At 60.9% G+C, this 705-nt stretch carries 1 protein-coding gene; it reads left to right on the top strand.

What is annotated here, in order from left to right:
- Positions 1–193 precede the first annotated feature (193 nt).
- A partial coding sequence (locus tag JF66_RS19825) for an SOS response-associated peptidase (protein ID WP_035880609.1) occupies positions 194–705 on the top strand: 512 nt, incomplete at its 3' end.

Genomic DNA, 705 nt, shown 5'->3' with positions numbered 1-705 from the left:
GGTTGCCACCTCTTCGACCACGAGCTCACGGGTTGCTTCCTGGGTGGGGATCACGATGCGGCCGACCTTCTGCCAGCCGGGAGAAAGTACATCTGCGCTATAGCGGTCGTCGCCGAATCGGTCATCCATTGAATTGACGCTAGCCGATGTCGACTCCGCTGCATGCAGACGAGGCTGGAGTAATCTGGTCTGTATGTGTGGTCGATTCATCATTACCGATACGGCGTCCGATCTCGCCGCCATGTTCGAAGTCGAGCATGAGGGGAGCAACCTGCCCGAGCCCTCGTGGAACATCAAACCCACCGAGCAGATCCCGATTGTGCTCGAGTCCGCCAAACAGGACCCTGCTGTGCGCCGTCTCGAATCTGCCCGGTGGTCTCTCATTCCGTCCTTCGCCACCGAAATGACGTCGTCCTTTCCCACTTTCAACGCCCGCTCCGAATCCGCAGCAGAGAAGCCGACGTTCAAGAAGTCCGTCGCGTCCCGGCGGGCCCTTGTACCGGCCACCGGCTATTACGAGTGGCACACCGTCGGAACGACGAAGACGCCGTATTTCGTGCACTCCGATGACGGACTGCCGCTCGCCTTCGCCGGCCTCTATTCCTGGTGGAGAAACCCGTCACTCGCGGATGATGACCCCGCCCGGTGGGTACTCTCGGCGACCATCCTCACAGCGGATGCCCAGGGCCCTCTTTCTGCGATTCA

Origin of the sequence: Cryobacterium sp. MLB-32 (genome assembly GCF_000738085.1) — a bacterium.
Classification (GTDB): domain Bacteria; phylum Actinomycetota; class Actinomycetes; order Actinomycetales; family Microbacteriaceae; genus Cryobacterium.
Note: the sequence above shows the minus strand (reverse complement) of the source record. Positions and strands in the feature narration are given on the sequence as shown.